Raw genomic sequence first — 738 nt, 5'->3', positions numbered from 1 at the left:
CCTCGGTTGGGTCCGCAGCCGGCGGCGGCGGACCATCCAGCGGTCTACGTAGATCGTGGCCACCGATGTGACCGACAGGCAGAGCGCTTCCAGCACCGCGGCACCTTTGAGCCGGGTAACCGGGGTCCCGCCTCCGAACACCACCTCGGACTTGGATGGTGTGGTCTGGGTGGAAATCAAGTCTCCCCTGACCGCAGCCTCGGCCTGGAGCTGGACCGTGGCATTGTTGATCCGGTCCAGGATGTTGGCCAGCACTTCGTTCACCTTCTCCGCGCTCGAATCGACAACCTGCACTTTGAGGACCGGTTGGCTGAAGGTCTTGTTCCACTGGCCGCCATTGTTGGGCAGCGTGACGGAGAAGCCCTGCTGGACCCCTGCGCCATAGAGGGTTCCGCTCGTCAGCACCAGGTCCACCGCAGGCGTCTCCTGGTTGACGCGGCGCTTGACCATGTCTGCGAACTCCACCAACGTCATGGCGCTGCCTCCTGAGATCCAGTAGGCAGGTTCCCGTTCGGGGGCCAGGAACGTGACGTCTGCCTCGGTCCAGAAGACGGGCTCGGAAGACCTGATGGCACCCAGCGCAGCCAGGCCAAGAACCAGGCCTATGGCCACCACGTACCAGCGGCGCAGGAGGATCCCGAGGAAAGTAGCCGCAGTCATGGCTAACTTGGTCCGGAGGACAGGGGCAGGACACCGTCGCTTTCAGCTTCAGTGGCCGCCCGGCTCTTGGACGTGTGC

1 protein-coding gene is annotated in these 738 nt (G+C 64.2%); it reads right to left on the bottom strand.

Going from position 1 to position 738, the window contains the following annotated elements; genetic code table 11:
• The coding region (locus ACFV20_RS37350; protein ID WP_385665687.1) for a hypothetical protein at nt 1-660 on the bottom strand (660 nt) is incomplete at its 3' end.
• Between the last annotated feature and the right edge of the window lie 78 nt (nt 661-738).

This window comes from Streptomyces sp. NPDC059696 (assembly GCF_042733745.1).
Taxonomy (GTDB): Bacteria; Actinomycetota; Actinomycetes; order Streptomycetales; family Streptomycetaceae; genus Streptomyces.
This window is presented reverse-complemented; position numbering and strand designations above follow the sequence as displayed.